Genomic DNA, 1,004 nt, shown 5'->3' on the forward strand with positions numbered 1-1,004 from the left:
CAGGCTGATCGCCGGCCTTGATGCATTGAACATCCCATTGGTAGGACCTCGCGACCGAGCCGTTCGCGCGCCCCACATCTATGTGGCGGCACTCCCTGCAGATGAATGGGTGGACTACTTTGCATCCGTCGACGTCCGCGTCTCGCCGGAACGTGACGGAGTGCGGATCTCGCTTGGAATGTTCAACAATGCCTCGGACATAGACCGCCTTCTGGAGGTCATACGCACTCGGCGCCAGGCAAATGGCCAATCGACGCAGGCGGCCTAGGTTCGGTCGCTTCAGCGCATTGGCGCACGGGCATTCGACCGCCTGGGATGGCCGGGGCATTCACGCACTAAACGCGATTTCCCATGAGCATTAGCAAAGGACCAAGCAAATTGACCAGGGCTCCGACAATTGAACGCATCGAGAGAGATTCGCTTGGGCCGGTATGCATTCCGACGGCTGCCTATTATGGACCGCAAACGGCGCGAGGGATTGCCAACTTCCCGATCTCAGGTATCTCGATCAGTCACTTTCCAAACTTCATTCGGGCTCTGGCTTACGTGAAGATGGCGGCAGCGCGAGCAAACGCTAAACTTGGCGACCTCGATATCGCCAAAGCCGATGTGATATGCGCGGTTTGCGAAGAAATTGTCGCGGGGCACCATATGGGCGAATTCCCTCTCGATGTCTTCCAGGGCGGGGCGGGCACATCGACCAACATGAACGTCAACGAGGTCATCGCTAACCGGGGCCTGGAAATCATGGGGCTGCCACGCGGACAGTATGCCGACCTACACCCAAACAACGACGTCAACCTCGCCCAATCCACGAACGACGTATACCCCACGGCGATCCGGGTGGCGATCCTGCTCTCCCAGGGAACGCTGCAGCGTGCTCTTGGCCAACTGGCGAGCGAACTTGAGAGCAAGGCGGATCAGTTTTCGGGCGTGATCAAGCTTGGCAGAACCCAGCTTCAGGACGCCGTCCCAATGACCTTGGGACAAGAATTCCAGGCGTT

The 1,004-nt window shown here is 58.6% G+C and carries 1 protein-coding gene and 1 pseudogene; both read left to right on the forward strand.

Going from position 1 to position 1,004, the window contains the following annotated elements; translation table 11 throughout:
• Positions 1-268: pseudogene (locus A3AY_RS40155) on the forward strand (aminotransferase class V-fold PLP-dependent enzyme); the annotation flags it as partial.
• An 83-nt stretch (positions 269-351) separates the two neighbouring features.
• Positions 352-1,004 (forward strand): lyase family protein (locus tag A3AY_RS0115285; protein WP_018326526.1); only part of this gene is annotated, 653 nt, incomplete at its 3' end.

It is taken from the genome of Rhizobium giardinii bv. giardinii H152 (assembly GCF_000379605.1).
Classification (GTDB): domain Bacteria; phylum Pseudomonadota; class Alphaproteobacteria; order Rhizobiales; family Rhizobiaceae; genus Pararhizobium; species Pararhizobium giardinii.